Raw genomic sequence first — 23,973 nt, forward strand, 5'->3', positions numbered from 1 at the left:
ATCCAACTAAAAAGCCACACTAGACTGAATGCAAACCCATACCACTGTAGGAGCGAGCTTGCTCGCGAAAAACTCAAGATCGCCGCCGTGTAGTCAGTTTTATCGCGTGATCGTTGACGTTCTTCGCGAGCAAGCTCGCTCCTACAGGGAATCAGCCCAGAGGAACAGCACGATGAAAATCCTATTGATCGGTGCCAGCGGCACCATCGGTTCAGCGGTCAAGGCGGAACTGGCCCAGCGCCACGAAGTGATCAGCATCGGCCGCACCAGCGGCGACTTTCAGGTGGATATCAGAGATAGCGCCTCGATCCGCAGGCTGTTCGAGCAGACCGGCAAGTTCGACGCCCTGATCTGCGCGGCAGGCAACGTCAACTTCGTGCCCCTGGCAGACATGAACGACAGCGATTTCGAACTGGGCCTGCGTGACAAGCTGATGGGCCAGGTCAACCTGCTGTTGATCGGTCGTGAGTACGCCAACGATGGCGCTTCGTTCACGTTCACCAGCGGCATTCTGAACCGTGATCCGATCCGCACCGGCGCTTCAGCAGCCCTGGTCAACGGTGCATTGGACGCCTTCGTCAAAGCGGCGGCCATTGAGTTGCCACGCGGCCTGCGCATCAACTCGGTCAGCCCGACGGTGTTGCTGGAAGCCATGGGCAGCTATGCCCCTTATTTCCGCGGCTATAAACCTGCCCCCGCCGCCGATGTGGCGCTGGCTTACGCGAAAAGCGTCGAGGGCCTGCAAACCGGTCAGACCTTTATCGTAGGTTGAAGGTGATATCTGTAAGAAACGCCTGAAGCTGGCAAGCGGGCTTGTGATGCACGGCCAGCCTGCGTAACGTGGCGGCACTTGCCTGGAGACCCGATAATGCGCGCCGCCCGTACCCTCGCCCTGTTTGCCTTGCTTCCTCTGTTCGCCGCCTGCCAATTGTTTGAAAGCGAGCCGGCCAAGCCATCGACTGTCGGGCTGACCCGTATGCAGGGTGAGTTGACGGCGGTGGACGGCAAACTGCTGTTCCAGCCGTGTGGCGACCAGCGTAGCTACGTGGTCAACGACACCGGCGGCACCAGCGTCCTGCAGGAAGCGGCCTCGCTGGCCGGCCAGCAGGGCATGCTGTTTGCCGACCTGCGTGGCAAGTTTTCCGGGGTCGCCAGCGGCACCCAGGGCTCAGTGGACCTGCAACAGCTGTATCGCGTCGAACGCTCGACCTCAGCCTGCTCCGACCCGGACTTCAAGCGCATGATCCTGCGGGCCAATGGCCATAAACCCGCCTGGGCAATGAATGTCACGGCCAAGGGCATGGTGCTGGAACGCGAAGGCCAGCCACCTTTGGCAGTGCCGTACGTCGAGGAACAACTGGGCGACGGCCGTTTCAACCTGATGACCGAAGCCAATAACCAGCACATCGAACTGTGGGTGGCGCCCCAGCGCTGCGTCGACAGTGTGAGCGGCAGCCTGCAACACATGAGCGCCGAGTTGCGCGTGAACGGCCAGGTGCAGCGCGGTTGCGCGGCGTTCGGCGGCTCGCGGGACGATTAACCTGACGGAAAGTCGCCATTGGGGCTTATAATCGCCGGTTTGCAAAACAGCCGGCCTTCTTGCCCGCCGCCTACCGGATCCTGTCATGTTACGAATCACTGAACTCAAGCTGCCCATCGACCATCCCGAAGAAGACCTGCGCACTGCCATCGTGCAGCGCCTGGGCATCGCCAGTGATGACCTGCTCGATTTCACCCTGTTCAAGCGCAGCTACGATGCGCGTAAAAAGACCTCTGAGCTGTGCTTCATCTACACCGTTGACCTGAACGTGAAGGGTGAAGCCCCTCTGCTGCTCAAGTTTGCCGATGATCGCAACGTCAATCCGGCACCGGACGTCAGCTACAAGGTGGTGGGCCAGGCGCCGGAAGGCCTGGCTGAGCGGCCAATCGTGGTGGGCTTTGGCCCCTGCGGGATTTTCGCCGGGCTGCTGCTGGCACAGATGGGCTTCAAGCCGATCATCCTCGAGCGCGGCAAGGAAGTACGCCAACGCACCAAGGACACCTGGGGCCTGTGGCGCAAAAGCGTGCTCAACCCCGAGTCCAACGTGCAATTCGGTGAAGGCGGCGCCGGTACCTTTTCCGACGGCAAGCTGTACAGCCAGATCAAGGACCCTAAATTCCACGGTCGCAAAGTGCTGCACGAGTTCGTCAAGGCCGGCGCGCCGGAAGAAATCCTCTACGTCAGCAAGCCGCACATCGGCACCTTCCGCCTGACCGGCGTGGTGGAAAACATGCGCGAGCAGATCATCGCCCTGGGCGGTGAAGTGCGCTTCGAACAGCGGGTCACCGACGTGCTGATCGAAGACGGCCAGTTGAACGGCGTGGTCATCGACGGCGGCGAGCAGATCCTCTCCAAGCACGTGATTCTTGCCCTGGGCCACAGCGCCCGTGACACCTTCCGCATGCTCCACGACCGCGGCGTGTACATGGAAGCCAAGCCGTTCTCGGTGGGTTTCCGTATCGAGCACCCGCAGTCGCTGATCGACGCCGCACGCCTGGGCAAATACGCTGGCCACCCCAAGCTGGGCGCAGCGGACTACAAGCTGGTGCACCACGCCAAGAATGGCCGTTCGGTCTACAGCTTCTGCATGTGCCCGGGCGGCACCGTTGTGGCCGCGACCTCGGAACCCCATCGCGTCGTGACCAACGGTATGAGCCAGTACTCGCGTAACGAGCGCAATGCCAACTCGGGCATCGTGGTAGGCATCACCCCCGAGGTGGATTACCCGGGCGGCCCGCTGGCCGGTATCGAGTTGCAGGAACGCCTGGAATCCCACGCCTACATCCTCGGCGGCAGTAACTACGAGGCCCCCGCGCAACTGGTGGGCGACTTCATCGCCGGCAAGCCCTCCACCGCCCTAGGCAGTGTGGAGCCGTCCTACAAACCTGGCGTGTCGTTGGGCGACCTGGCCCTGGCCTTGCCGGACTTCGCCATCGAAGCCATCCGCGAAGCCTTGCCGGCGTTCGAGAAGCAGATCAAAGGCTACTCGCTGCACGATGCGGTGCTGACCGGCATCGAGACCCGTACCTCGTCCCCGTTGCGCATTACCCGCAATGAGTCGATGCAGAGCCTGAACGTCAAAGGCTTGTTCCCGGCCGGTGAAGGCGCAGGGTATGCCGGTGGGATTCTGTCGGCGGGTGTCGACGGGATCCGGATCGCCGAGGCGCTGGCGCGGGATATGCTCGGCATCGAGGCCTAAAGCACACTGGCGGCAAGCATACATCCAATGTGTGGCTTGCCTGCGTTCGGGCACACCGAGCCTGGGCGAGGTGCCGAGTGGTGGGGCAAGAGCGTTTTGCTTACTTTCGCGCTTTTCGAAAGTGAGCCGCCCTCAGGGCGGAACCCTAAGTGGCCGTTGCCTAAATAACGGATATGTACCCGGTCCAACTGTGTTGACTGTTAGGCCGCCTTCGCAGGCAAGCCAGCTCCCACATTTGGATCGCGGGGCGTCAGGTAGATAAGCATCGGCTGTCCGGTCGTCACGGGAGCAAGCTCCCTCGCCACAGGTTTAGCGTCGTACCGAAGTTGTGTAGATACCCATGCTGCGATGAGGGCAGTGCAGATCACAAGGCAGGAAAGTGAATCCTGAACGCCGCCCCACCCAACGCTGAATCCCCCAACGTCAACCGCGCGTGATAGCTTTCAATGATGTCCTTGACCACCGCCAGCCCTATCCCCTGCCCCGGGTGCTGGCGGTCGAGCCGTTCGCCGCGCTGCAGAATCCGTGCACGCTGGTCCGGTGGCACACCAGGGCCGTCGTCTTCGATACACAGCTCGATGCCGTCGAAGTTTTCCACCAGGCTGATACGCACTTGCTTGAGGCACAGGCGGTAGGCGTTTTCCAGCAGGTTGCCGAGCATTTCAAGCAACGCGCCCTTTTCGATAGGCACCTCGCAGGCCTGCGGCAGATCAAACGTCACGGTGACCCGCTTGTCGCGATAAACCTTTTCCAGCGTATCGCACAGGCTTTGCACCACCGGTTCCAGGCGTACCTGGTGACGCACCAGGCCACTTTTTCGCAGGCTGGCACGCTGCAACTGGTAGCCGATCTGCTGGCTCATGCGTTCGATCTGCGATTGCAGCACCCACGCCTGGCTACGTTCTTCGGGGCGCTGGGCCATGTCTTCGCTCACGCCCTGCAACACCGCCAACGGCGTTTTCAGGCTGTGGGCCAAGTCATCCAGGGAGTCGCGGTAGCGCGCACGCTGTTCGCGCTCGCTGTGCAGCAAGCGGTTGAGGGAGCCGGTCAGGCGCAGCAGTTCGCGGGGGTGTTCTTCGCTGAGGCTTTCGCGGGTGCCGCCTTCGATCTGGTCGAGTTCATGGCTCAGGCGTCGCAGGGCCTGCAGGCCCCAGGTCAGGCCCAGCCACAACAGCGTCAACAGCACCAGCAAGGCCGCGCCGAACCCGAGGTAGAGGTTCTCGCGCAGGCCTTCCAGGGTCAGTTGGTATTCGCGTACCGGCTGCAAGGCGACAATGCTGAACGCCGCGCTCTTGCCTCCCAGCAGCCGGACCTCGACGTCATACACGAAGAATTCCTGGCCATTGGCCTCGCGAATGCGCGCAAACTCGTTGCCGCGCCCGTCGTAGCGCGGTTTGTAGTTGATGTTTTCTTCCTGGGTCGCCCGCGAGCGCCATACCAGATGGCCTTCACGGTCGTAGATATAGCCCAACAGCCGACTGTCGGTGAGGTTGAAACGCTCATCGGGCAACTGCGCCGGCATCAGCAGGCGGTTATTGTCGACCCGCGCCGCGGAAATCAGGGTGGTCACATCCGACGCCAGGCGCTGTTCGATGGAATCCTGCAGCGCCAGGCTGAATGCTCCTTGCATGGCCGGCAACAAGCCGAGCATAAACAGCACGGCCAGGGTGGCGGCCGCCAGCATAAGGCGCACACGTAGCGAACGAATCAACGGCAGCGCTCATTGAACAGGTAGCCAAGGCCACGCACGGTATCGATCGGCTTGAACCCGGCCGGGCCTTCCAGCTTGCGGCGCAGACGGCCGACCAACACTTCGATCACGTTTGGATCGCGCTCGTCGTCATCCGGGTACAGTTGCTCCATCAAGCGGTCCTTGGCGACCACTTGCTGATGATGACGCATCAAGTATTCGAGGATCCGATACTCGTAGGCGGTCAGCGCCAGGGGTTGCTCGTCCAGGGAGGCTTGCTTGCGGTTGAGGTCTAGCAGCAGCGGCCCGGCAACAATAGTCGATTGGGTAAAACCGCTGGAGCGGCGCAGCAAAGCGTTCATGCGCGCCTCCAGCTCTTCGAACTGGAACGGTTTGACCACGTAGTCGTCGGCCCCGGCCGCCAGGCCTTCCACCTTGTCCTGCCAGTTGCCGCGGGCGGTGAGGATCAGGATCGGGAAGGTCTTGGTCTGGGTGCGCAACTGGCGAATCAGGTCCAGGCCGCCCATACCGGGCAGGCCAAGGTCGATGATCGCCAGGTCATGGTTGAATTGGCCGGTCTGGTACAGGGCTTCTTCGGCGTTGGCCACGGCTTCGACCACATGCCCGCTGTCGGTCAGGCGGGTAAACAGGTGATGACGCAACAGCGCCTCATCTTCCACCACCAGCAATTTCATAAGGTTCTCCACTGCAATTCAACTAGCCGACAGGGGGATATCATAGCGGCCCTGCAGCTCTTGGGGGCGCAGTTTTATGCCATTGTAGTGGCCGGTCAGGTGCGCGTAGCCGCTGCGATAGTCGGGTTGCGCAGGGGTAGCGCCCAGGGCCTGGCCCCAAGGCGCGGCCTGGGTGCCGGCGTCTTCGAAGCTGACACGATGGATCAGGTTGCTGGATTTCTTGGTTTTCTCGCTGCCAAAGGCCGCAAAGGCGCCATCGGACGCCTGCACGCCGGCAGTGGCGCCAAGCATGGTCAAGGCCAACATCAGCTTTTTGATCGCAGTCATGGTGGTTACCTCATACGCGTTTAGGCTGTGGGGTCCAGACTACGCAGGCGCCCCTGAACTCCCCCTGAACAGGCTCTGAACCGCAGCTGAACCGCACCGGGCTATCCACTGGCGTGCCAACTCGGCAAAATACCGCGCATGACGCCCCTACCCGCTTGCTGCACCCCACTCGATGATCATTGGCCGTTGCCGGTTCCCTTGCCGGGCACGGTGTTTTTGAGCACGCGATTCGACCCAACTTTATTGAGCCCGGGCGATTTCCAGCGCTGCGATGTGCCGCCGCCCGCGAGCATCCAGCGCTCGGTCGCCAAGCGCCAGGCGGAATTTCTCGCCGGCCGCCTGTGCGCGCGCGAAGCGCTGCAACGACTCGATCATCTGCACTGCATCCCGGCCATCGGCGAAGACCGCGCCCCGGTCTGGCCAGGGCATATCAGTGGTTCCATCACCCACAGCACCGGGCACGCCGCGGCGATTGTCGGGCACAAGGCGCAATGGCGCGGGCTGGGCATGGACTTGGAGCACCTGCTGTCACCGGAAAGGGCGGACCGTCTGGCCGGGGAAATTTTGACGGCCGATGAGCTGCAGCGCATGGCTGCCCTACCCCGTGAGCAACACGCCTTGCTGGTGACGCTGACGTTTTCGGTGAAGGAAAGCCTGTTCAAGGCGCTCTATCCGATCGTGCACAAGCGCTTTTATTTCGAGCATGCCGAGGTGTTGGAGTGGTCAGCGGCTGGGAGGGTGCGGTTGCGGTTGCTGACCGATCTTTCGCAAGAATGGAAGCATGGCAAAGAGCTGGAAGGGCAGTTTGTGGTGCAACGGGAGCAGTTGTTGAGCCTGGTGGCTGTCGCAATGTAGGAGCGAGCTTGCTCGCGAAAAACTCACAGGCGCCGCGTTTATTCAGGCAGCACGCGTTATCGTTGAGGTTTTTCGCGAGCAAGCTCGCTCCTACAGTTGGGTTTCAGGGTTTATCCTGATCCCTGGGCCAGCTCAGGCTAAAGCACGCCCCGCCCAGGTTGTTGCTCTTGCTGATCAACGCCCGCCCGCCGTGCCAATAGATAATCCGCCGCACGATCGACAAGCCCAGGCCATGCCCGCCAGAAGCGCGGGTACGGCTGTCATCCAAGCGCAGGAACGGCGTGAAGATCCGCTCCCAGGCGCTTTCCGGCACGCCGGGGCCGTCGTCTTCCACATCGATGCGACAACGCACCTGCCCTACCTGATAACTGATCAGCACCTGGCCCTTGGCATGGCGCATGGCGTTACTCACCAGGTTTTGCAGGGCGCGGTGCAAGTAGCGCGGTTCAGCGTCGACCCAGGCGTCATCCCAATGCGCCGAGGACAGGCAAATACCCCGGGTGACGGTGACCTGCGGGCGCAATGGCGATAATTCGCCAATCACCTGGTCGAGCAATGCATTAAGGTCCACGCGCTGGAAATTCAGCTCCGGCGCGCCCTGCTCCAAGCGGGCATAAGTGAGCATCTCGTCCACCAGGCCATCGAGGTCCTGGATATCGCCATCCATGCCTTCCAGGTATTTGCGCCGGGCTTCGGGCGTGGCAGCGTCACCGATCATCTCCAGGCCAAAGCGCAGGCGCGCGACCGGTGTGCGCAGCTCGTGAGACACCGCGCGCACCAGCTCGCGCTGAATCGCCAGCAATTGCTGCAAGTGCTCAGCCATGCCATTGAAAGCTGACGCCAGGCGCCCGACCGAGTCGGCACCGCGAGCCGGCACGCGCACTTCCAGGTTGCCCTTGGCGATACGCGTGGCCGCCGCCTCCAGGCCTTTGAGCCGGCGCTCAAGTTGTCGCACCAGCAGATAGACGATCAAGCCGATCAGGGTCAGGCCAATCAAGGTGATCAGGATCAGCCATTGCGCCGGGTACGGGTTCATCTGGTACAGCGGGCCGATCTCCAGAACCCACGGGGTACCGACCATGCCGGCAAACACGCGAATCGAATCGCCGCCCTTGCCCAGCGCCATCACCGTATCGCCCTCCGCCACACGACGGCGCTGGTCGTCGTCCATGTCGGCCTGGTCAAGGGCCGTCAAGTGCATTTCAAAACCAAAACCCTTGGCGTGCTTGATGTCGGCCAGGCGCTGGGGTTGTTCGGCCACCGGGAAACGCACCAGTTCGTCGGCCAGCAGGTAAATAGTCGCACGGGCCAATTGCTCGCTGATCTGCTGCACCTCGCCGGTAAGCACCAGTTGCTCTTGCTCGCTGACCAACCGCAGCACCCGCGCCGCGTGGGGGCCGGTCTGTTCCACCAGGACCTGGCCGCGTTGCAGGCGGTTGCGCTGGCTCAGGTCCAATTGCGCGTCGGTGAACGTGCGCAGCTCCAGCGGAATACCGAGCAAACGCTCCCACACCGCCAAGGCGCGCTGGCGTTCAATGGCGCTCATGGGTTGCAGGTTATCGCCCATCAACGCAAAGGTGCCGTGGGCCAGGCGCTCACGGTACTGGCCGCTGCGCACGTCGTTGAGCAGGTGCAGCGCCAGGGCGCCGAGCAGCGCCACCAGGATCAGCGCGGCGCACATGCCGCCGTAGATGCGCAGGAAGATCGAGTTCACAGCGGCATATCGGCAGCGGCTTCGGGGACGAACAGGTAGCCTTTGCTGCGAATGGTCTTGATCAGGCGTGGGTGGATCGGATCGTCGCCGATCTTCGGTCGAATGCGCGAGATACGCACGTCAATCGAGCGATCCTGGCCGTCATAACCAATACCACGCAGGGCGATGAAAATTTCTTCGCGGGACAGGATGCGCCCGGCGTTCGCAACCAGCAGCCACAGCAGGTCGAATTCAGCGCTAGTCAGTTCGATGCTGCCTTCCTGCAACCAGGCTTCGCGCAAGGCATTGTCCACCACCAGCGGGCCAAACTGCAGGCGGCGCTGGGTTTCCACTGCAACGGGCAACACCGGTTCGCTGCGGCGCAGCAGCGCCTGGATACGCGCCAGCAACAAGCGCGGGCGCACGGGTTTGCACACATAGTCGTCGGCGCCCATGTCCAGGCCCAGCACCTGATCCATGTCGTCGGTGCGCGCGGTGAGCATCAGGATCACGCCGTCATAGCGCTCGCGCACCTTGCGGCAGATGCTCAGGCCGTCTTCGCCGGGCAGCATCAGGTCGAGGATCACCAGGTCCGGCTGCTCGGCGATGATGCGCGCCACGGCCTTGGCACCATCGCCTTCTACCGACACGCGCAGGCCGTTGCTTTCCAGGTACTCACGGGTCAACTCGGCGAGTCGCTCGTCGTCCTCGACGATCAGTATCTGCCAGGCTTCTTGCTCCATGCGCTACCTCGTTGTTATTAGAATTTCTTTGGCTCACACGGTCGGATGTGGGAGCGGGCTTGCTCGCGAAAGCGGTGGGTCAGTCGATGCATGTGCCAACTGACCCACTGCTTTCGCGAGCAAGCCCGCTCCCACAATTAGACCTCCACCGCCCCATAGCCTGTTTGTCATGTTTTGAGGGCATAACAAAGGCCGATTGTAGCCATGCACAGGCCCTTGAACACAAGCCGGGAAATCCATTCGGCCATGGCGATTTTTTGTGGTAGGGTTCGCGCCCTCAAAATTCCCGCCGGCAGTTTCTACCCGGGAATATTCGGTGACAAACGGTGTAATCCAGTAGTAATGCGGCCTACACGGGTGTTCCATGATTCATACACATTTTACCCACAGCGTTATCCACAGGTAGTGCGTTGCTAAGCCCCCCAAAACGCATTATCTTGTACCTCGGCGCTAAAAAAACCCTACATGTAGGGTTTTCAGCGAAAAGACCAAACACATATCCGGCAAGAAACTCAAGCGCTTTCTTGCTCGCGTCTGGTTGAACCAAAGCATTTTTTGAAAGCCCAAACCGCGCACGCGGATGGCAACCGTTTTCCAGCCCGATTGGCAGAAAACGGTACGGGTGTTGCAGGGCTTGAATGGGGCCACTGTCACCCACCAGGAATACGGCGAAGGGCTCCCCGGCCCCGAACCAAAGACTTCGGCATGGAAGCGGCGCGATGAGCTCCCTTCCTCCTGTCCCGAAGTTGTTATGCCAGGCCCAGGCCTGCTGTAAGTGCTTCAGGACGGAACGGTGGGCACCGTGATGGTGCCCAAATAAATATAGAATGTGGAGACACCCCCTCATGCAAACCGACACAACTCGCGAGAACCCGCAAGGCTCCGTGCCGCAGGCCGCTGATTCGAACCTGGATCTGTCCGCCACCGCACCTGGCCAACTGCGCGTGATCAAGCGTAACGGCACTGTCGTTCCTTATACCGATGACAAAATCACCGTCGCCATCACCAAAGCGTTTCTTGCAGTTGAAGGCGGCACCGCTGCCGCTTCGTCGCGCATCCACGATACCGTTGCCCGCCTGACCGAACAGGTCACCGCGACCTTCAAGCGTCGCATGCCATCGGGCGGCACCATCCACATCGAAGAAATCCAGGACCAGGTTGAACTGGCCCTGATGCGTGCCGGCGAGCAGAAAGTGGCCCGCGACTACGTGATCTACCGTGACTCGCGCGCCAAGGAACGTGCCGTACGTTCCCCGGCCGAAGAAGCCGCCGTTCAAGCGCACCCGTCGATCCGCATCACCCTGGCCGACGGCAGCTTCGCACCGCTGGACCTGGGCCGCCTGAACACCATCATCACCGAGGCCTGCGAAGGCCTGGAAGAAGTCGACGGTGACCTGATCCAGCGCGAAACCCTGAAAAACCTGTACGACGGCGTGGCCCTGACCGACGTCAACACCGCCCTGGTGATGACCGCCCGTACCCTGGTCGAGCGTGAGCCGAACTACTCGTTCGTGACCGCGCGCCTGCTGATGGACACCCTGCGCGCCGAAGGCCTGGGCTTCCTGAAAGTCGCCGACAGTGCCACTCACCACGAGATGGCCGACCTGTACGCCAAGGCCCTGCCGGCCTACATCGTCAAAGGTATCGAATTCGAATTGCTGAACCCGGTCCTGGCCACCTTCGACCTGGAAAAACTCGGCAAGGCGATCAACCACGAGCGTGACCAGCAGTTCACCTACCTGGGCCTGCAAACCCTGTACGACCGTTACTTCATCCACAAGGACGGTATCCGCTTCGAACTGCCGCAAGTGTTCTTCATGCGCGTGGCCATGGGCCTGGCGATCGAAGAGAAGAACAAAGAAGACCGCGCTATCGAGTTCTACAACCTGCTGTCGTCCTTCGACTACATGTCGTCGACCCCGACCCTGTTCAACGCCGGTACCCTGCGTCCACAGCTGTCGAGCTGCTACCTGACCACCGTGCCGGATGACCTGTCGGGCATCTACCACGCGATCCACGACAACGCCATGCTGTCCAAATTCGCCGGCGGCCTGGGTAACGACTGGACACCGGTGCGCGCACTGGGTTCGTACATCAAGGGCACCAACGGCAAGTCCCAGGGCGTCGTACCGTTCCTGAAAGTGGTGAACGACACCGCCGTTGCCGTGAACCAGGGTGGCAAGCGCAAAGGCGCTGTGTGTGCCTACCTGGAAACCTGGCACATGGACATTGAAGAGTTCATCGAGCTGCGCAAGAACACCGGTGATGACCGTCGTCGTACCCACGACATGAACACCGCCAACTGGATCCCGGACCTGTTCATGAAGCGCGTCTTCGATGACGGCAAGTGGACCCTGTTCTCGCCATCCGAAGTACCGGACCTGCACGACCTGACCGGCAAGGCCTTCGAAGAGCGCTACGAGTACTACGAAGCCCTCACCGAGTACCCAGGCAAGGTCAAGCTGTTCAAGACCATCCAGGCCAAAGACCTGTGGCGCAAAATGCTGTCCATGCTGTTCGAAACCGGCCACCCATGGTTGACCTTCAAGGACCCATGCAACCTGCGCAGCCCGCAGCAGCACGTGGGCGTGGTCCACAGCTCGAACCTGTGCACCGAGATCACCTTGAACACCAACAAGGACGAGATCGCCGTTTGCAACCTGGGCTCGATCAACCTGCCGAACCACATCGTCAACGGCAAGCTGGACACCGCCAAGCTGGAACGCACCGTCAACACCGCTGTACGCATGCTCGATAACGTGATCGACATCAACTACTACTCGGTGCCACAGGCGCAGAACTCCAACTTCAAGCACCGTCCGGTTGGCTTGGGCATCATGGGCTTCCAGGACGCTTTGTACCTGCAGCACATTCCTTACGGTTCGGACGCAGCCGTCGAGTTCGCCGACAAGTCCATGGAAGCGGTCAGCTACTACGCGATCCAGGCTTCCTGCGACCTGGCCGACGAGCGTGGCGCCTACGAGACGTTCCAGGGTTCACTGTGGTCCAAGGGTATCCTGCCGCTGGATTCGCAACAGATCCTGATCGAAGCCCGTGGCCAGAAATACATCGACGTTGACCTGAACGAAACCCTGGACTGGGCGCCGGTACGTGCCCGTGTGCAGAAAGGTATTCGTAACTCCAACATCATGGCCATCGCACCGACCGCCACCATCGCCAACATCACTGGCGTGTCGCAGTCGATCGAACCGACCTACCAGAACCTGTATGTGAAATCGAACCTGTCGGGCGAATTCACCGTGATCAACCCGTACCTGGTTCGCGACCTCAAGGCCCGCGGCCTGTGGGACTCGGTCATGATCAACGACCTGAAGTACTACGACGGTTCCGTGCAGCAGATCGAGCGCATCCCGCAAGAACTCAAAGAGCTCTACGCGACCGCGTTCGAAGTGGACACCAAGTGGATCGTTGACGCCGCCAGCCGTCGTCAGAAGTGGATCGACCAGGCCCAGTCCCTGAACCTGTACATCGCCGGCGCTTCGGGCAAGAAGCTGGACGTGACCTACCGCATGGCGTGGTACCGTGGCCTGAAAACCACTTACTACCTCCGTGCCCTGGCCGCCACCAGCACCGAGAAGTCGACCATCAACACCGGCAAGCTGAACGCAGTGTCCAGCGGCAACCACGGTGATGACTCGGTACTCGCAGCGCCAGCCGGCCCGGCACCGGTGCCAAAGGCCTGCGCGATTGACGAGCCGGATTGCGAAGCTTGCCAATAAGCTGAGCCAGTTCAGGGGTATTGTCCCCCTGGATTGAAAAAGCCCGATAGACCCCGACTGCATAGGGTTTATCGGGCTTTTTGCTTATCGCCTTAGAGGAACGCGTACGCAATGCCCTGCTTGGGCGCGCCACCTCGGCGCCCCCACAACTCCACGCGCCCGTCGATGACCGCCATCGAATGGCGATCGTAGGCCACGACACCGAGCTTGCCGCTCGCCAGCTCACCGCTTGAAGACTGCCGGTAAAGCCCTTTCAAACCCAGGCGATCCAATGCTTCGTGGGGCATTTCGCCGTTGTTCAAACTTTGCATCGCATGGGCGAAGCTTCTTTTGGATTGACTCGGGTTGTCGTCCAGGCCATTCCCTTCCATCTGTGCCCGCTTGGCGCTCGCTGCGAACATGAAGTTGGCATCGGTCAGCATGCTCGGATTGTCCCCCTTGAACTGCGCATACCTGGCCGCCTGCTTTAATTCATCCTTGGATAGATCAAGTTCGAAGCCGTCGCGCATCTTCACGTGGTAACCGTCTGCCGTCTCTTTTACCTCCTTGAAAACGTCGGTGGGTTTCTGGCCAAACTTCATCATTGCGCCCTTTATTGCTGAAACCGTGACGCAATTGCCATCGGGGCCCTGGCTGAATCCGCTCCAGATGTTGTCCGGCTTTTTTCCTGGGTTACTTTGATCAGGCTTGTAGTTGAAATGCTTGGAGCCTTCGGTAATCGGCAGATTACTCATGGGCTCACTGGGCCCGAAATTGCCGGGGCTTGGCCTGCCACCACCGCCTCCCCCACCTGGCGACGGGCCAGGAGAAGGTGGCGAAGGTTTGGGTGATGTATCGTCGGTTTCCGGAAACCATTCCCTCATCAGACGCCGCAGCATCTCCAGCCACGAGACGTCCGCCTTCGCGATCAACTCCTGCATGATCTCTTTGAATTTTTCGTCACCCAGTTCTTCGCGCTTCGCGTTCAACTGGTCACGAAGGTATTGGACGGTCTGGCTCTTGGATGTTTTCTCGGCATCCCTCAGTTGATCGAGCAGTTGCCTGACCGACTCAGCATCAGAGGACTTGCCTCCCCCGGGTTCATCCGACTGACTTTTGCGTCCGTATACACCGGCGCTGAAATCACTCGGGACAAACCAATGGCTGCCTGCTGATGCCCCTTCCCACTGCTTGTACATCGCCATGCCTCTCTCCCGCTGGTCGATGGGCGACAGGCGCCCGTGCCCCGTACGTGGCGCAATGGGCGCTGGGCGTTCCAGCAGCAAGGCGAGATGAAACAGGCGGTAAACCATTAACGCGCGCACACAAAAAGGCCCCTCGATCGAGGGGCCTTTTTGTGTGCGGGTATTAGCGCGGTGGCATCAGGTCATCTGAATGATGGTCTGCATGATGGTGCTTTGGGTGGAGATGGTCTTGGCGTTCGCCTGGTAGTTGCTCTGGGCCTTGATCAGGTCAACCAGCTCGCTGGTCAGGTTGACGTTGGAGTTCTCCAGGGAGTTGGCCACGATCGAACCCAGTGTACCGGCTTGCGGGTTGTCATAACCCGGCTGGCCCGAGGCGAAGGTCTCTTTCCAGGTGGTTGCACCGGCTGGCTGCAGGCCCTGCTCGTTGTTGAAGCTGGCCAAGGAGATTTGGCCGATGGCCTTGCTCTGCTGGTTGCTGAAGGTGGCGAACAGGACGCCACTGCCGTCGATCTTCAGGCCGGTGATCTGGCCGGTGGCATAGCCATCGGTGACCGGAGGGTTACGGTAGGTGGCCGAGTTGTACTGGGTAATGTTGGCCATGTTGATGGCGATACCACCCGGGTTGGCATCCGCACCGTTAGCCTTCCATACGCCGTCAGTTACCTTGCCGGGAACCCAACCGGCAACGGTCAGGGTCTTGTCGGACACACCATTGGTGACGACGGTAGTCAGATTGCCAGCGCCGTCAAAGGTCAATGTCGACGGCACAGGTGGCGTCGAAGGGGTGCCGGTCGGTGCCGAACCATCAGGGTTGCGACCGTCGATCAGGGTATAGGCATTCCACTTGTTGCCGTCGGTTTTCACCAGGTACTGCACCATCGGGTGCGCGTTACCTTGGGAGTCGTACAAGGTGGTGCTGTACTGGGTAGTGAAGGTTTCGGTCTTGGTTGGATCAAACGGCTTGGCCGTCTGGTCGATCACCGGCTCCGAGGAGTTCAGGTTGCTGGTGGAGTCGACCTTGGTGGACGCCTTGGGCGGCAGGTTCGCCAGATTCAGTTGCAGGTCGACCAAGCCACCCTTGCTGATCTTGCCATTATCGTCTGCGGCATACCCTTGCAGGCGGGAAGTGCCGGTGTTGTTGGTGATGTAGCCATCCTTGTCCGCGCGGAAAGCACCGCTACGGGTGTACTCCAGCGAACCGTCGCTGCCCTTCTGTACGAAGAAACCACCACCCTGGATCGCCATGTCGAGGATGCCGCCGCTGCCGTTGACGTCGCCCTGGGTGAACTGCTGCGACACCGCCGCCAGGTTCACGCCGTTGCCGATGCTGTTCTGGCCGGTGCCCAGCTTGGAAGCCGCGTAGATATCGGCGAATTCCGCGCGGGATGACTTGAAGCCAGTGGTCGCGACGTTGGCGATGTTGTTGCCGGTCACGTCCAGTTGTTTGTTGGCCGCATAGAGGCCGCTAAGGCCGATATTAAAAGACATGTTTCTCTCCCTCTGCCGTATTTAGCCGGCTCTATGTACCGATAGTCTGAATTTGCGACAGCTTGACGCTGCCCATGCCGCCTGCAAGGTTGAGCAGCATTTCGCCGCCGGTCTTGCTCAGGGTCACGCTGGTGACCGTGGCGGGCAGCGAAGTGGTCAAGGCCACTGCGTCGCCTTTGTCGTTCTTGGTGGTGGCATTGAAGGTGTAGGTGCCAGCTGGGGCAACCTCGCCCTTGTCGTTCTTGCCATCCCAGATAAAGCTCTGGGTACCGGCACTCTGGGCGCCCATGTCAACGGTGCGCACCACATTGCCGTCTTTGTCGGTGATCTTGACAGAGACATTGCCCACCGCCGAGGTTACTGCCACCGAACCGGTCATGCTCTTGCTGGTATCCACCATGGCCTTGTCGGTCTGGATGATGATCGAGCGCCCCACCAGCGACGAAGCCTGCAGCGCCTGCGACGAGCTGAAGTTGCTGGAGATGTTGTTCACCGAGTCGTTCAGGGTGTTGATGCCTTCCAGGCTGCTGAACTGTGCAAGCTGCGCCACGAACGCGCCGTTGTCCTGGGGCGACAGCGGGTTCTGGTTTTTCAGTTGGGTGACGAGCAGTTGCAGGAACGCATCCTTGCCCAGCGACTGATTGCCCGTCGCCGTCTTGGAAGCGTCGCTGACGCTGCTGTTGTTCGTCGCGGTCTTGACCTTGGAATTGAAAAGGTCCTGAACCGCCGTGTTGTTAGACGTATCAACGATGGCCATTATTTGGCGCCCCTTATCACTGACCCAGGGTCAGAACCTTCTGCATCATGGTTTTGGCGGTGTTCATCATTTCCGCGTTGGTCTGGAACGAGCGACTGGCGGAGATCATGTCAGCCATTTCCTCAACCACGTTGACGTTGGGGTAGTAGACGTAGCCCTTTTCGTTCGCGGCCGGGTGGTTGGGCTCGTAACGGGCCTCCAGATTGCTCTGGTCTTCGACCACGCCCAACACCTGCACACCGGAGCCGGCGGCGTCCTGGTTCTGGAACAACGAATCGCTGCCGCTTGCCTGCCCCCCCTGGAACATGGTGGCGAACACCGGGTGGCGGGCGCGATAGGTCTGGTCAATGCTCGAGGAGACGGTTTCGGCGTTGGCGATGTTACTGGCGACGGTGTTCAAACGCGTGGTCTGCGCGCTCATGCCACTGCCGGCAATATTGAAAACACTGGACAGGGACATGGCTTACTCTCCACGCAGGGCTGACATCAGCCCTTTGAATTTGCTGTTGAGCAGGGTGAAGCTGGCCTGGAAGTTCACCGAGTTTTCGGCGTAGTTCGATTGCTCCAGCTGGGCGTCGACGGTGTTCTGGTCGATCGACGGCTGCATCGGTGTGCGATACAGCAGCGACTCGTCACCCTTGCTCAGGCCTTGCGCTTCAATGTGACGGCTGTTGGTCATATTCAAGGCGAAGGTGCCGTTCTTGGTCTTGTCCTGTTGTGCGGCGAGCACAGCGGAGAAGTCCAAGTCCCGAGCCTTGTAGTTCGGGGTGTCGGCGTTGGCAATGTTGTTGGCCAGGACCTCGGCACGCTGGGCGCGGAAGCCCAGAGCTTGTTCGTGGATACCGAGCGCTTTATCGAAGCTGATGCTCATGGCGGAAACCTTTAGGCTGACCTGCTGTTCGTTAGCAGGGTTATAGCAAGGTGCATGCCAATCTTGCGGGAGCCCGTATATCAAGGGTTTCCAGGGGAGTTGCCGGCGACTCTGCCAGAAAAGCGGCAAGCGATTTCCGCGTAGTGCCAGTAAAGCGGCAATGGGGCTTGCCGCTTTCAGTAGGGCTGGCGCATAACAAATGTGGGAGCGGGCTTGCTCGCGAATGCGGTGGGTCAGCCAATTTATCTCTGGCTGACAGAACGCATTCGCGAGCAAGCCCGCTCCCACATTTTTGATCGGGTGCGGCTTACTTGGCCTGGTAGATGATCCCCGGGCTGCATTGCACCATCTGGAAGTGATCCGGCAGCCCATTGAGCGCCTCGGAAGCACCGAGGAACAGATAACCTCCGCGCTTGAGGGTGCCGTGGATGCGCAACAGGATGTCTTTCTTCACTTCAGCCGAGAAATAGATCAGCACGTTGCGGCAGAACACCATGTCGAACTTGCCCAGGCTGGCGTAGCTGTCGAGCAGGTTGAACGAGCGAAATTCGACGCGGTTCTTGATCGGCGCCTTGATCGCCCAACGCCCTGCCCCTTTGGGATCGAAGTAGCGTTGCAGGCGTTCCTGAGACAACCCTCGGCCCAGCGCCAGGCTGTCGTACTCACCGGTCTTGCAGTTGGTGAGCATGGTGCCGGACAAATCCGTGGCCACAATTTGCGCGCCGGCTTTCAACTGGCCCATGTTGGTTCGCTCGAACTCGTCGATGGACATCGAGATCGAGTACGGCTCCTGCCCCGAAGAACAGGCCGCCGACCAGATACGCAGGCGCTGGCCCGGGCTGGCCTTGATGGCTTCCGGCAACACTTTGTTCTTGAGCACTTCAAAGGGATAGGTATCGCGAAACCATAAGGTTTCGTTGGTGGTCATGGCATCAACCACCATTTCTTTAAGCCCACTGCGCGGCTGACCCTGGATCCGCTGGACCAACTCACCCAGGGATTTGATGCCCTGCTGTTCCATCAGCTTGTTGAGGCGGCTGGATACCAGGTACTGCTTGTTTTCACCGAGCAATATGCCACAGGCTTTTTCCAGGAAGACCCGGAACTGTTCGAAATCCAAATTACCCGTAGACAATGATGCCGCCTCTTAAATCGTGTGACCGCCAGGGGACATCCCCTAGCCGTGATCTGCTGCCTTGATCCGGTCGACTACCCGGGATGCGAGGTCATCAGGACGGAATTTGGCCAGAAAGTCATCCGCACCGACCTTCTTGACCATTGCCTGATTGAATACCCCCGACAACGAAGTATGCAGGATGATATGCAATTTTTGCATGCGTGGATCGTTACGTATCTCGGCCGTGAGCGTGTAGCCATCCATTTCCGGCATCTCGATGTCAGAGATCATCATCAAGAATTCTTCTTCGGGCTTCTTGCCTTCGTCCGCCAGCTTGCGCAGGTAATCCAGGGCTTGTCGGCCGTCATTGAGGGCTACCACCTCCACCCCGACGGTTTGCAGGCAACGTGTGACCTGCTTGCGCGCCACGGAAGAGTCGTCCACGGTCAACACGCGCAGCGAAACCGCCTTGTGTGCCGTTTCGGCATCCACCACGCCAACGGAGATGGTTTCCGAGGTAGGGGCCACTTCGGCGAGGATCTTCTCCACGTCGATAATTTCCACCAACTGGTTATCGACCCGCGTCACCGCCGTCAGGTAGTGATCGCGCCCCGTGCCCTTGGGCGGCGGATGGATCTCTTCCCAGTTCATATTGACGATGCGCTCCACCGAGCGCACCAGGAAACCCTGGGTCTTGGTGTTGTATTCGGTGATGATCACGAAAGGGTTCTGGCGGTCTTGCAAACCCGCGGCCCCTGTGGCCATTGCCAGGTCAAGAATCGGAATGGTCGCGCCACGAATGTTGGCCACGCCACACACCACCGGACTGGACTTGGGCATGATCGTCAACTTGGGACATTGCAGCACTTCACGCACTTTAAACACGTTGATGCCATACAACTGATTGCCATCCAGGCGGAAAAGCAACAACTCCAGGCGATTCTGCCCTACCAGCTGTGTGCGCTGGTTTACTGAATCCATTACACCTGCCATGCCCAGACTCCTAAATCCTAGGGGTACGACGCGTACCCAACACTAAACGGCACGAGCTTTGCTATTTACTGAGTATGGATATTAAAACGACAGTTTCCCGACACCCTGGCCGCTCACGCTACCGCAGACTGCTCTGCGCCGCGCTGGCGCTGCTTGTCTCGGGCCTGGGCGTCACGGCCCGCGCCGACAACGTTACCCTGCCTGATCTACTTATCGGCGTCACCCAAGGCTTTCTTGAGTTCACTGTAGAAGATTATCTGGCGACCACCCAGACGCCGGGGCGTTATGAGATTCAGGTCAACCAGTTGGACCCACGCTTGCGCATGCCACTGTGCGACAAGGAATTGACAGCCACCCTGGAAAGCCCCGCCCAGCCCATCGGCCGTGTGACCGTAAAGGTGCGCTGTGAGGGCGCCTCGCCCTGGACGGTTTTTGTACCGGCTCAGGTCAAGCTGTTTCGCGACGTGGTGGTCGTGGCGCGACCGTTGAAGCGCACCGGCATCATCGGCTACGAAGATGTGGCGTTGCGCGAGCGGGACATCAGCCTGATCAACCAGGGCTACCTGACGTCGCTGGACCAGGCCGTCGGGCAGAAACTCACGCGACCGGTGGTCACCGACCAAGTCCTCACGCTGGTTCATCTGGAACAGGCCGAGGTGATTCGCAAAGGTGACCAGGTGGTGATTTCCGCCAGCAGTGGCGGCCTGAACGTCAGAATGCCGGGCGAGGCGTTGTCCAACGGCGGCATGAGCGAACAGATCCGCGTCAAGAACCTCAACTCCAATCGCGTGATCAAGGCGAGAGTCACCGCGCCAGGCCAGGTCGAGGTGGCGCTATAGATGACTGGAATCAAATGCCAGCTTTTCCTACACTGTGTGCTGGATATTGAGCCGAACAGGTTTATTGTCAATCGAGCCTAAAGTTTGCCCGGGTATGGCCGAAAACATGGCAAGCGTCCAAATACCCAGAGGTTTTTCAACATGGTCATTGATTTCAGTCGTTTGAATAACGCCCCGGCCTTGCCCGGCAATACGCGCACCGGCGGTGCCAAGGACAGCGTAGAAGCCAAGCCGCAGCCCTTGCCTGCCAAAGCAGAGCAGGCCGCCGCCAGCCAGAGTGGGGAATCGGTACACCTGAGCAATGAGGCTCAACAGTTGCAGAAGGTCACTGACTCGCTGCGCGATCAACCCGTCGTCAATAAAGCCCGCGTGGCCGAGTTGAAACAGGCGATCGCCGATGGCAGCTATAAAGTCGACAGCAACCGTGTAGCCAGCAAGCTGCTCAACTTCGAAGCCGAGCGCTAGGCAAAGGCCTGCGCAGGGCTTTTGGACGCTTAAAACCCAAGGCCAGCCATGCACCACGACGAACATTTGCTCCAACTGATCATTGATGATCTGGCACCGACGCAACAATTGCTCGAGTTGCTCAAGGAAGAATCCCTGGCCTTGTACGGCCGGGATATGCCCTTGCTGGAAGAAATCCTGGCGCGCAAACAGTCGCTGATTGTCTTGCTCGAACAGCATGGCAAGAAGCGCAGTGAGATTCTGATCAGCCTGGGCCTGCCTGCCGATCATGACGGCCTGGCACAACTGGCCAGCCACTCTTCAGTTGGCGATCAACTGCTGGCACAAAGCAAAGAGCTCAATCATTTGCTTGCCCAGTGCCAGGAAGCCAACCTGCTCAACGGTCAGTCGATCCAGCTCCAGCAAGCCACCACCGCCAATCAGCTGCGCATATTGCACGGCGGAGAGCCTCCGGCCCTGTATAACGCCCAAGGCTCCACCTCACGCCTGGTCAAGCCAAGCACCCGCAGCCAAGCCTGACGCCGGTTTACAGCGTGACCTATCCAAGGCGCGCTACATACTGGCAAAATGCCGGTTCTTGCGTGTAGTCGTATTTTGCCTGGAGATGGAAGAACCGTGTTCAACGCCCTTAATGCGGAAGATGCACCGCAGCCACCCAAGGTGCTCACCACGCCTCTGGAAATCGCCAGCACGTTGCGGATGCTGCAAGAAAGCCATGACCCACTGATCATTACTTTCCACGAACGCAGCCAGCGCTTCCAGAGCTACCTGGTGGACATCGACCGGGACAGCAAGACGCTGGTGCTGGACGAAATGATTCCCCGTGACGGTGAACGCTATCTTGAGAATGGCGAAGCTTTCCGTATCGAAGGTTTCCATGAGGGTGTGCGGGTTGCCTGGGAAAGCAACGGCACCTTGACCATCAGCGAAAAAGCCGGCCACCGTATCTACAGCGGCAGCCTGCCCGGCGAAGTGGTTTACCATCAACGACGCAATGCCTTCCGCGCCGCTCTCAAGCTCGCGCAATTGGTGGACATTCAGTTGGGTGGCGAGAAGCTCAAGGCGCCAATCAGCGGTAAGCTGCTGGATATCTCGGCAACCGGCTGCAAATTGCGCTTTGAAGGCGATATCTCCGAGCGTTTGCAGTTGGGCCAGGTCTATGACCGCTTTATCGCTGCCCTGCCCTTCGGCAGCATGACCACCTCCGTGGAACTGCGCTACCTGCACTTTGAAGACAAGATCAATACCACCTTTGCCGGCGTGCGCTTTCACAACATGAGTGGTTTGGTGCAGCGTCAAGTGGAGCGCTTTGTCTACCAATTACAGCGTGAAGCTCGGCGCTTCGATAAAGACGACGATCTTTAAGCGTTAGACGCTGAGATAAAAAAACGGGCAGATCCTGATGGGATCTGCCCGTTTTTCGTTCAGGGGCGCGCCCTGCTCAAGTCATGAGGATGTTCGTCCGGGTCGGGTGGCTCGTGCGGTTCTTCGCTCGTCGGCTCCTCGGTTTCAGGGGCAGCCTCTGGATCAGGCACAGTCACTTGCATCTGCTCCTGTACCACCTGCTCATCCACCCGCGGGTCAAGGGCAGCCACCAAGGGCGAACTGGACATGCTGTCGGGCATTGCCACGTGATGCAGCGGTGCGTCGTCGACCTGATGCAGGTTGGTCACAGCCTTGGGTCGAATGCGCCACACCAGGATCAACGCACACAGGCTGAAAAACGCGTAGAGCATCTGGCTGCCGAATAGCTTCATCACCACGCCGGCCAACAGCGGCCCCACGCTGGCGCCGATCCCGTAGGTCACCAGCAACATGGCCGTCAGTGACACCCGGCGATCGCCTTCCACGTGATCATTGGAAAAGGCCACTGCCAAAGGGTAAAGGCAGAACTGCACCAGCGAACAGAAGAAGCCGGCCACGAACAACACTTCCAGCGGAACCTGCGTCATGATTGCCAACGGCAAGGCCGTCACCGCCAGGCACAAGGCAAAGCAACGAATCAGCAGTGCGCGGTCATAGCGGTCCGACAACCAGCCCAGCGGCCACTGCACGACCAATCCGGCAAAAATGCAGCTACCCATGAACAGGCCGACTTGCTCGGTCGTCAGGCCCTGCTGAGAGGCGTAGAGCGGTGCCAAGCCGTAGAACGAACCGACGATCAACCCAGCACCCAACACGGTGCTGAGCGACTGCGGCACGCGCTTGATAAAAAAGCGCGGCTCCATCGGGGCAGGGTGCAGTGGGGCCGGGTGAATGCGCCGGGTCATGGCCACCGGGACTAGGCACAGCGCGAAGCACAGCGCCACGAGCATTAACAGCTCAAGCCCCAGATGGGGATGCATGACCAGGATCAACTGGCCCAGTACCAGCCCAAGGTAGGACGCAATCATGTAGCCGCTGAACACTACGCCACGCTGCTTGGCATCTGCCTGCTCATTGAGCCAACTCTCGATAACCATGTACTGGCACATCATCCCCAGGCCCACGATCATCCGCAGCACAATCCAGGCTGGCAGCCAATCAACCAAACCGTGACCCAGCACTGCTGCGCCGACGATCCCCGCGCAGGTGGCGTAGGCACGAATATGCCCGACCCGGGCAATCAGGCGGTGCCCGAGCTTGCCGCCCAACACCAAGCCAAAATAGTTGGCAGCCATCAGTGCACCCACCCACAGGCTGTCGACATTGTCTGCTGCCAGGCGCAAAGCCAGATAAGTACTAAGCAGGCCGGAGCCGATCAGCATCATCAAGGAGGCGAAATAAAGGGCTCGAAAAGATTTCCAGATCTGGCGCATCGGCGTTCCGAGCGGCTCCTTGCGGTAAGGGGTAGGGCTATCAGCATGATAGTCCGGGGCAGTTGAATCCGGACAGGCGGCAGGGCCTGTTTACGGGGATTATTTTGTTTCACAGCTCAGACGCTACGTGAGTGTCTGTGAGGTACATAACCGTGGAGATAAATACACGGCGCACCACCTGTGAACCTTGATCACACGCAAGGTTCGACTGGTATTCAGGTATCTGTACAAAAGGCTTCAATGGAACGCTATGCAGGCTTTGGAAGTTGGCGTTCTTTTCGAGCGCCCAAAACAAAACCCCAACTGCTTTCGCAATTGGGGTTTCGGAATTTAATCTTGACGATGACCTACTCTCACATGGGGAAACCCCACACTACCATCGGCGATGCATCGTTTCACTGCTGAGTTCGGGATGGGATCAGGTGGTTCCAATGCTCTATGGTCGTCAAGAAATTCGGGTACTGAGTCGCGGCCAGCTG

At 59.8% G+C, this 23,973-nt stretch carries 22 protein-coding genes and 1 rRNA gene; 9 read left to right on the forward strand and 14 right to left on the reverse strand.

The window, feature by feature from the left end; all coding sequences use genetic code 11:
• The first annotated feature begins 172 nt into the window (after positions 1 to 172).
• The 3 genes from N2A98_RS19985 to N2A98_RS19995 all read left to right on the forward strand — a co-directional run bounded on the left by N2A98_RS19985 (position 173) and on the right by N2A98_RS19995 (position 3,239).
• Entirely contained in the window at positions 173 to 772 is a 600-nt protein-coding gene (locus tag N2A98_RS19985; protein ID WP_275622548.1) for a short chain dehydrogenase, read from the forward strand.
• Between the two features lie 96 nt (positions 773 to 868).
• Positions 869 to 1,540 carry a membrane protein gene (locus N2A98_RS19990; RefSeq protein ID WP_032895666.1) on the forward strand — a complete coding sequence of 224 codons (672 nt, stop codon included), beginning with the start codon at positions 869 to 871 and terminating at the stop codon, positions 1,538 to 1,540.
• A gap of 85 nt (positions 1,541 to 1,625) precedes the next feature.
• A complete protein-coding gene (locus tag N2A98_RS19995) occupies positions 1,626 to 3,239 on the forward strand; it encodes an NAD(P)/FAD-dependent oxidoreductase (protein ID WP_003193556.1) in 1,614 nt (537 codons plus the stop codon).
• A gap of 364 nt (positions 3,240 to 3,603) precedes the next feature.
• On the opposite strand, the gene N2A98_RS20000 is transcribed toward N2A98_RS19995, so the two are convergent.
• From N2A98_RS20000 to N2A98_RS20010, 3 genes are read right to left on the reverse strand one after another with little or no spacing between them, the layout of a single operon-like run.
• Positions 3,604 to 4,950 (reverse strand): ATP-binding protein, encoded by a 1,347-nt coding sequence (locus N2A98_RS20000; protein ID WP_044267577.1) that lies wholly within the window; start codon positions 4,948 to 4,950, stop codon positions 3,604 to 3,606.
• The gene (locus N2A98_RS20005; protein ID WP_003193559.1) at positions 4,947 to 5,624 is read right to left on the reverse strand and encodes a response regulator; all 678 of its coding nucleotides are present in this window, start codon (positions 5,622 to 5,624) and stop codon (positions 4,947 to 4,949) included. The genes N2A98_RS20000 and N2A98_RS20005 overlap by 4 nt, the downstream gene beginning before the upstream one ends.
• An 18-nt stretch (positions 5,625 to 5,642) precedes the next feature.
• On the reverse strand, positions 5,643 to 5,951 hold the full coding sequence (locus tag N2A98_RS20010; protein WP_003193560.1) for a hypothetical protein: 309 nt from the start codon (positions 5,949 to 5,951) through the stop codon (positions 5,643 to 5,645).
• Positions 5,952 to 6,089: 138 nt separating this feature from the next.
• On the opposite strand from N2A98_RS20010, the gene N2A98_RS20015 reads away from it, so the two are divergent.
• Entirely contained in the window at positions 6,090 to 6,806 is a 717-nt protein-coding gene (locus N2A98_RS20015) for a 4'-phosphopantetheinyl transferase superfamily protein (protein WP_275622549.1), read from the forward strand.
• Between the two features lie 103 nt (positions 6,807 to 6,909).
• On the opposite strand, the gene N2A98_RS20020 is transcribed toward N2A98_RS20015, so the two are convergent.
• Both N2A98_RS20020 and N2A98_RS20025 read right to left on the reverse strand, forming a co-directional pair.
• Complete coding sequence (locus N2A98_RS20020) at positions 6,910 to 8,520, reverse strand: ATP-binding protein (RefSeq protein WP_275622550.1); 1,611 nt, start codon at positions 8,518 to 8,520, stop codon at positions 6,910 to 6,912.
• Positions 8,517 to 9,242 (reverse strand): response regulator, encoded by a 726-nt coding sequence (locus tag N2A98_RS20025; protein WP_032895658.1) that lies wholly within the window; start codon positions 9,240 to 9,242, stop codon positions 8,517 to 8,519. Before N2A98_RS20025 ends, N2A98_RS20020 begins: the two co-directional genes overlap by 4 nt.
• Positions 9,243 to 10,087: 845 nt before the next feature.
• Between N2A98_RS20025 and N2A98_RS20030 the strand changes: the two genes are divergently transcribed.
• Positions 10,088 to 12,982: a ribonucleoside-diphosphate reductase subunit alpha gene (locus N2A98_RS20030; RefSeq protein ID WP_275622551.1), complete on the forward strand. Its 2,895-nt coding sequence runs from the start codon at positions 10,088 to 10,090 to the stop codon at positions 12,980 to 12,982.
• A gap of 92 nt (positions 12,983 to 13,074) precedes the next feature.
• Here the strand turns inward: N2A98_RS20030 and N2A98_RS20035 are convergent, their stop codons facing one another.
• From N2A98_RS20035 to N2A98_RS20065, 7 genes are all read right to left on the reverse strand, one after another.
• A complete protein-coding gene (locus N2A98_RS20035; protein ID WP_275622552.1) occupies positions 13,075 to 14,166 on the reverse strand; it encodes a hypothetical protein in 1,092 nt (363 codons plus the stop codon).
• Positions 14,167 to 14,343: 177 nt separating this feature from the next.
• Entirely contained in the window at positions 14,344 to 15,654 is a 1,311-nt protein-coding gene (gene flgE / locus N2A98_RS20040) for a flagellar hook protein FlgE (protein ID WP_003193569.1), read from the reverse strand.
• A 31-nt stretch (positions 15,655 to 15,685) separates the two neighbouring features.
• On the reverse strand, positions 15,686 to 16,411 hold the full coding sequence (gene flgD, locus N2A98_RS20045; RefSeq protein WP_003193570.1) for a flagellar hook assembly protein FlgD: 726 nt from the start codon (positions 16,409 to 16,411) through the stop codon (positions 15,686 to 15,688).
• Between the two features lie 16 nt (positions 16,412 to 16,427).
• On the reverse strand, positions 16,428 to 16,871 hold the full coding sequence (gene flgC / locus N2A98_RS20050; RefSeq protein ID WP_044267590.1) for a flagellar basal body rod protein FlgC: 444 nt from the start codon (positions 16,869 to 16,871) through the stop codon (positions 16,428 to 16,430).
• A 3-nt stretch (positions 16,872 to 16,874) separates the two neighbouring features.
• Positions 16,875 to 17,282: a flagellar basal body rod protein FlgB gene (gene flgB / locus N2A98_RS20055; RefSeq protein WP_003193573.1), complete on the reverse strand. Its 408-nt coding sequence runs from the start codon at positions 17,280 to 17,282 to the stop codon at positions 16,875 to 16,877.
• A gap of 307 nt (positions 17,283 to 17,589) precedes the next feature.
• Positions 17,590 to 18,417, reverse strand: coding sequence for a protein-glutamate O-methyltransferase CheR (gene cheR / locus N2A98_RS20060; protein WP_014719581.1), 828 nt, complete (start codon positions 18,415 to 18,417; stop codon positions 17,590 to 17,592).
• Between the two features lie 42 nt (positions 18,418 to 18,459).
• The gene (locus N2A98_RS20065) at positions 18,460 to 19,392 is read right to left on the reverse strand and encodes a chemotaxis protein CheV (protein ID WP_003193578.1); all 933 of its coding nucleotides are present in this window, start codon (positions 19,390 to 19,392) and stop codon (positions 18,460 to 18,462) included.
• Between the two features lie 74 nt (positions 19,393 to 19,466).
• On the opposite strand from N2A98_RS20065, the gene flgA reads away from it, so the two are divergent.
• From flgA to N2A98_RS20085, 4 genes are all read left to right on the forward strand, one after another.
• Positions 19,467 to 20,231, forward strand: coding sequence for a flagellar basal body P-ring formation chaperone FlgA (gene flgA, locus N2A98_RS20070; RefSeq protein WP_044267596.1), 765 nt, complete (start codon positions 19,467 to 19,469; stop codon positions 20,229 to 20,231).
• Between the two features lie 141 nt (positions 20,232 to 20,372).
• Positions 20,373 to 20,696 carry a flagellar biosynthesis anti-sigma factor FlgM gene (gene flgM / locus N2A98_RS20075; RefSeq protein ID WP_003193581.1) on the forward strand — a complete coding sequence of 108 codons (324 nt, stop codon included), beginning with the start codon at positions 20,373 to 20,375 and terminating at the stop codon, positions 20,694 to 20,696.
• A gap of 48 nt (positions 20,697 to 20,744) precedes the next feature.
• The gene (locus N2A98_RS20080) at positions 20,745 to 21,215 is read left to right on the forward strand and encodes a flagellar protein FlgN (protein WP_014719584.1); all 471 of its coding nucleotides are present in this window, start codon (positions 20,745 to 20,747) and stop codon (positions 21,213 to 21,215) included.
• A gap of 96 nt (positions 21,216 to 21,311) precedes the next feature.
• Complete coding sequence (locus N2A98_RS20085; protein ID WP_275622553.1) at positions 21,312 to 22,061, forward strand: flagellar brake protein; 750 nt, start codon at positions 21,312 to 21,314, stop codon at positions 22,059 to 22,061.
• Positions 22,062 to 22,120: 59 nt separating this feature from the next.
• Here the strand turns inward: N2A98_RS20085 and N2A98_RS20090 are convergent, their stop codons facing one another.
• Positions 22,121 to 23,494, reverse strand: coding sequence for an MFS transporter (locus N2A98_RS20090; protein WP_044267601.1), 1,374 nt, complete (start codon positions 23,492 to 23,494; stop codon positions 22,121 to 22,123).
• Between the two features lie 334 nt (positions 23,495 to 23,828).
• A 5S ribosomal RNA gene (gene rrf / locus N2A98_RS20095) occupies positions 23,829 to 23,944 on the reverse strand.
• Positions 23,945 to 23,973 lie beyond the last annotated feature (29 nt).

It is taken from the genome of Pseudomonas sp. FJ2-5-13 (genome assembly GCF_029201605.1).
In the GTDB taxonomy this organism is placed as follows: domain Bacteria; phylum Pseudomonadota; class Gammaproteobacteria; order Pseudomonadales; family Pseudomonadaceae; genus Aquipseudomonas; species Aquipseudomonas lactis.

Excerpts from the sequence above, each read along its gene's own strand:
- N2A98_RS20005 (WP_003193559.1), bottom strand. The coding sequence starts at position 5,624 with ATGAAATTGCTGGTGGTGGAAGATGAGGCGCTGTTGCGTCATCACCTG.
- N2A98_RS20065 (WP_003193578.1), bottom strand. The coding sequence starts at position 19,392 with ATGGCAGGTGTAATGGATTCAGTAAACCAGCGCACACAGCTGGTAGGG.
- N2A98_RS20080 (WP_014719584.1), top strand. The coding sequence starts at position 20,745 with ATGCACCACGACGAACATTTGCTCCAACTGATCATTGATGATCTGGCA.
- N2A98_RS19990 (WP_032895666.1), top strand. The coding sequence starts at position 869 with ATGCGCGCCGCCCGTACCCTCGCCCTGTTTGCCTTGCTTCCTCTGTTC.
- N2A98_RS20030 (WP_275622551.1), top strand. The coding sequence starts at position 10,088 with ATGCAAACCGACACAACTCGCGAGAACCCGCAAGGCTCCGTGCCGCAG.
- N2A98_RS20025 (WP_032895658.1), bottom strand. The coding sequence starts at position 9,242 with ATGGAGCAAGAAGCCTGGCAGATACTGATCGTCGAGGACGACGAGCGA.
- N2A98_RS20035 (WP_275622552.1), bottom strand. The coding sequence starts at position 14,166 with ATGGCGATGTACAAGCAGTGGGAAGGGGCATCAGCAGGCAGCCATTGG.
- flgA (WP_044267596.1), top strand. The coding sequence starts at position 19,467 with ATGGATATTAAAACGACAGTTTCCCGACACCCTGGCCGCTCACGCTAC.
- N2A98_RS19985 (WP_275622548.1), top strand. The coding sequence starts at position 173 with ATGAAAATCCTATTGATCGGTGCCAGCGGCACCATCGGTTCAGCGGTC.
- flgE (WP_003193569.1), bottom strand. The coding sequence starts at position 15,654 with ATGTCTTTTAATATCGGCCTTAGCGGCCTCTATGCGGCCAACAAACAA.
- flgB (WP_003193573.1), bottom strand. The coding sequence starts at position 17,282 with ATGAGCATCAGCTTCGATAAAGCGCTCGGTATCCACGAACAAGCTCTG.
- N2A98_RS20010 (WP_003193560.1), bottom strand. The coding sequence starts at position 5,951 with ATGACTGCGATCAAAAAGCTGATGTTGGCCTTGACCATGCTTGGCGCC.
- flgC (WP_044267590.1), bottom strand. The coding sequence starts at position 16,871 with ATGTCCCTGTCCAGTGTTTTCAATATTGCCGGCAGTGGCATGAGCGCG.
- N2A98_RS20090 (WP_044267601.1), bottom strand. The coding sequence starts at position 23,494 with ATGCGCCAGATCTGGAAATCTTTTCGAGCCCTTTATTTCGCCTCCTTG.
- flgD (WP_003193570.1), bottom strand. The coding sequence starts at position 16,411 with ATGGCCATCGTTGATACGTCTAACAACACGGCGGTTCAGGACCTTTTC.
- flgM (WP_003193581.1), top strand. The coding sequence starts at position 20,373 with ATGGTCATTGATTTCAGTCGTTTGAATAACGCCCCGGCCTTGCCCGGC.
- N2A98_RS19995 (WP_003193556.1), top strand. The coding sequence starts at position 1,626 with ATGTTACGAATCACTGAACTCAAGCTGCCCATCGACCATCCCGAAGAA.
- N2A98_RS20015 (WP_275622549.1), top strand. The coding sequence starts at position 6,090 with ATGACGCCCCTACCCGCTTGCTGCACCCCACTCGATGATCATTGGCCG.